Annotated in this window: 3 protein-coding genes; all 3 read left to right on the top strand. The window is 52.3% G+C overall.

Annotated elements, in window-relative coordinates:
• The coding region (locus tag JRI95_16515) for an alkaline phosphatase family protein (protein MBW2063147.1) at window positions 1-1,669 on the top strand (1,669 nt) is incomplete at its 5' end.
• A gap of 144 nt (window positions 1,670-1,813) precedes the next feature.
• Complete coding sequence (locus JRI95_16510) at window positions 1,814-2,092, top strand: 2TM domain-containing protein (protein MBW2063146.1); 279 nt, start codon at window positions 1,814-1,816, stop codon at window positions 2,090-2,092.
• A gap of 283 nt (window positions 2,093-2,375) precedes the next feature.
• Complete coding sequence (locus JRI95_16505) at window positions 2,376-3,743, top strand: SPASM domain-containing protein (GenBank protein MBW2063145.1); 1,368 nt, start codon at window positions 2,376-2,378, stop codon at window positions 3,741-3,743.
• Window positions 3,744-4,124 lie beyond the last annotated feature (381 nt).

Here is a 4,124-nt window from a genome sequence, read left to right as displayed (position 1 = left end):
AGGGGAGTCATTCAACAGTGAACGCATTCAGGCGGAGCCCCTCTGGGATACCCTGGACAAAATCGGTAAGAAGTGCATTGTCTTGAACTATCCCGGGGCCTGGCCTTCTAAAATGAAAAACGGCGTCATGGTCGGCGGTTCCGGGCTGACGGTCGGCGAATACCGTGACGGATTCGAGCGGCTGGACTCTTTAGACAGCCTGTGCGGTAGCCAGTTGATCACCACGGGGATATACCCCTTTGCCATTCGCGGGGAATTTAAGGATGCTCAAGGCTGGGAAAACCTCCCGGAGGTGAGTCCGGAGCCTCTGGAGATGGAGGCCAAACTTATGTTCCCTACGCCCAAGGACAAACCGGCGGACGCGACATGGTACGTCCTGGCGCACCAGACCGACGGTGAGGATTATGACCGGGCTAGCCTCTCGCCGACAAAAAATTTCAATGACGCCTTTTGCACCCTGGCCGTGGGGCAGTGGAGCCCGAAAATCACCACCCGAATCAAGATGGAGGACGGATCAGAGCAGGAGGTCTTTTTCCGATGCAAACTCCTTGAGCTATCTGACGACGCGGAGGATTTTCGTTTCCTTATTGGGGAGTTGTGCTCATTGTCCGGCTGCACCTCTCCGGCTGAGATCGCCGAGGAGCTTGTGTCTGAGGAGGGTACCTTTGGTCACGCCGGTGGTATGCGTCCGCTTATTCTCGGCTGGTTTGATTTGGACACCTACGCCGAGACAAACGAAATTCATGATCAATTCAACGGAGACGTGGCTGTAACCCTGATGAACAAAGATGACTGGGACCTTTTCTATATGCACTCCCATCCGCCGGATTGGTTGTATCACGCCATCATTAACTTCATGGACCCCGACACAACTCCTGACAAGGACTTATACGACAAGGCCTGGGAGACGCATCTCAAGATCTACCAGAGCCAAGACCGGCTGATAGCGAAAATAATTGAGGCTGCGGGCCAGGATACGCTGGTGATTCTGGTCTCAGATCATGGAGCCACTCCGGATGGACCGACTTTCGATCCATATATGGCCCTGGCGCCAGCCGGGCTGATCACGATCGAGACTCCAAAAAGTCAACCGGGCGAAGAGGTGAAATTATCGGGCTTCGGCGGCAAGCTGGCCGGTTTACTTACCGGGGGCGCCCGCCCGCACCCGGTTCTCGAAAAGTCCAAGGCTATCCCCCAGCGCTCGTGCCACGTTTACGTCAACCTCAAGGGACGCGACTCAGGCGGCGTCGTCGAACCTGAGGATTACAAAAAGGTGCAGCAGGAGATCATAGACGCTTTCCTGACGTACGTGGACCCAGGAACCGGCAAACGCCCGGTGGCCCTGGCCCTGTCAAAAAAAGACGCCCGAATCCTGGGGCTCTATGGGGATAACATCGGGGACGTGATCTACGCCATATACCCCTGGTTCGGGGGTCAGCACGGCTCGATCCTGCCCACCGCGGAATGGGGGGTCGGCTCATTGAAAGGGCTGTTTACCATGACCGGGCCGGGCGTAAAAAAGGGTTACCGCCTCAAACGCACCACCTGGCTCCCGGACCTGGTGCCGACCATCTGCTATCTCATGAATTGGCCGGTGCCGGATCAGGCTGAGGGGGCCGTAATCTACCAGGCCTTTGAGGAGCCGAATTTCAGGTTCAAAGGGAATTAGACACCCCATATCCCGCTCGCAAGTATCTAAGGGTGATTTAAACTGTATAACGTCAGCTAATATGGCTGACGTTATACAGTTAAAGGCGACTAACAATAGAGGCTTTTTGGCGTCATATCTTTATAAATAGCAAAAGAGACACAAATGGAAAACCAAGAGACTTTTCAGAAGGCCAAAAAAAGAGTGGAGGCCAGGATCGGATTTTACATCCATCTGGCAGTCTATGTAGGAGTGAATATTCTACTCATTATCATCAACCTTGCCACATCAACCCAATACCTCTGGTTCAAGTGGCCACTTATTGGATGGGGTATTGGTATATGCTTCCATGCCTTAGCTATCTTTGTTTTCCCTGAAGGATCACCAATTAAAGAGCGGATGATTAAAAAAGAGATGGAAAAAGAAGCTCTTAAGAAGCAGTGATTCCAAAAGAACAAAGTCATCAGAAATATACAGGCGGGGATAAACCCCGCCCCTACAATTAAAACGATCTCCTAAGTCCGGACTTCAAATGAAAAAATCCGGACTCAAAATGCCTTTATGGTACTATAAAAATCAGGCCGCGCACCGGTCAGATAAAACCTTTCCAGTAAAAAAAACAGGTTATCTCCACAAAGAGAAGTTCATTTCATCCTGGCATGATATTTGACTCCCCTTAATCTTGATCATCGAGACGATAATTCTATTTCTGGAGAATATTTCAACAATGCTGCCCGAGTACAAGCCTTCACGCTTTACTATCGTTGAGCCGCTGAATGAACAGGATCAGGCCGCCTTATTCAACACCATGACAAAGGCTGTGGGTACGCTTCCGGCGCACGTATGGGAGGAGGCTCGAACCGGCTCTTGCAAGCACGAATCAACCGTGAGGCACCTGCTCAACCAGGGCTTCCTGGTGCCGGCAGATACAGATGAAAACCTGGTCCTGGCTCACTGGCGGCATCAGAGGGCCTATGATCTGACTCATCTCCGCTATCATATCAATCCCACTCACGGCTGCGAAATGAGATGTTCAAACTGCTACTTCGGTCAAACCGAAAAAATCAGGCAGATGAGCCGGGAGACAGCCAGGTCAGTCCTGGACTTCATCACGACCGACCTGGAACAGAAGCGGCCTGTGAGCGCTCATCTTGACTTTGGAGAGCCAGCCACCTCGCTTAATCCAGAAATCATCCTTTACCTGGCTGAAGGCCTGCACCGCTTCTGCCACGGTCGGCGCATCCTGTTCAAGATTTCCCTGACCACCAATGGACTGGACCTGAAACCGGATATCATCGAGGGTCTCAAGCCCTTTGGCTTAACCAGGGTCCGGGTCAAGATCGGCGGTCCCATGATTATTCACGATCACCTGAGACCGGCTAAGGACGGAAGTCCGACCTATGAACAGATCATGGACAATCTGTCAGCCATGGCCGGGTTGATTGAAATTCATCTCATCAGTCAATACGACCCGAACCAGGATGAGCACCTGCTTTACCCTGCCCTTTTGAACGATCTTATTCTGCACGGGCTCGGGGAATACATCGCCGCGGTGAGTTTCCAGCCCGGCTTTCCGGGACAGAACAGCAAGGATGCTTCAGGGCCAAAGCAGGTCGGATGGCCGGACTGCCTGATTGATACGAATGCCGAGCGCCGTGCCTGGCTCAAGGACCAAATTGCCGCCTGGGGTTTTAGTTCACCCGCTAAGCCGCCTGCCTGGCGCTGCATTGCGAATAACCAGGCCGCCATGGTCATTGATGTGGACGGACAGATTACGGCCTGTCCCTTTCAAATTGATTCGCCTGAACTTAACTACGGCCATGTCAAGACGGGAATTGATTTTTACCGTGAGTCCAGACTGATGCTCCGGGAGCTTCCGGAAAAATGCCTCCGCTCCTGCGCCCTAACCCCGCTGTGTGACGGCGGATGTCGTTACCTGGGCTTCCTGGAAACCGGAATTTTCAACAGCACGTACTGCAAGCACCAGGCCTACGAACAGCTTCTCCAGAGCTACATTCTGCGCACGGTCCACAGCCGTAATTTTGAACATCTGAACCGGAGATCTCAATATTCTGTTTTATCATCCGCTTTATAAGGCTTTGTAAGGCCGCCCCTTATCGCTGTTTATCAAAGACTATTAAGCCGGATCAATTGATCGCGAAAAACAGCGGTTCTCCCCTTGCCTCTCGGTTAATAATCCTCGTTTTTAAAAAAAATTTGGGCTTAACAACGCCCTTTGGACGAAAATTAAGAGATAATTAAACTAGGCCGTACCATGAAGCTTCAAGACCTGATTAAGTACCGGCAGGTTGCCTTAAGCCTCAAGTCAGCGAAGTGGAAGTTGTTGTCATTCCCGCGCAGACGGGAATCGTGCGCCCATGATGGCGCTCTACCCGCACGGTGAAAGTCCGTGCCGGAGCAAGCCTCAGCTCCGTAGCCAAAAGTAACTGCGCCGCCGTAAGGCGGGGTGGGAAGC

Source organism: Deltaproteobacteria bacterium, assembly GCA_019308995.1.
Lineage (GTDB): Bacteria > Desulfobacterota > Desulfarculia > Adiutricales > JAFDHD01 > JAFDHD01.
This window is presented reverse-complemented; position numbering and strand designations above follow the sequence as displayed.

Coding starts and splice junctions, on each gene's coding strand:
- JRI95_16505 (MBW2063145.1), top strand. CDS start 2,376: ATGCTGCCCGAGTACAAGCCTTCACGCTTTACTATCGTTGAGCCGCTG.
- JRI95_16510 (MBW2063146.1), top strand. CDS start 1,814: ATGGAAAACCAAGAGACTTTTCAGAAGGCCAAAAAAAGAGTGGAGGCC.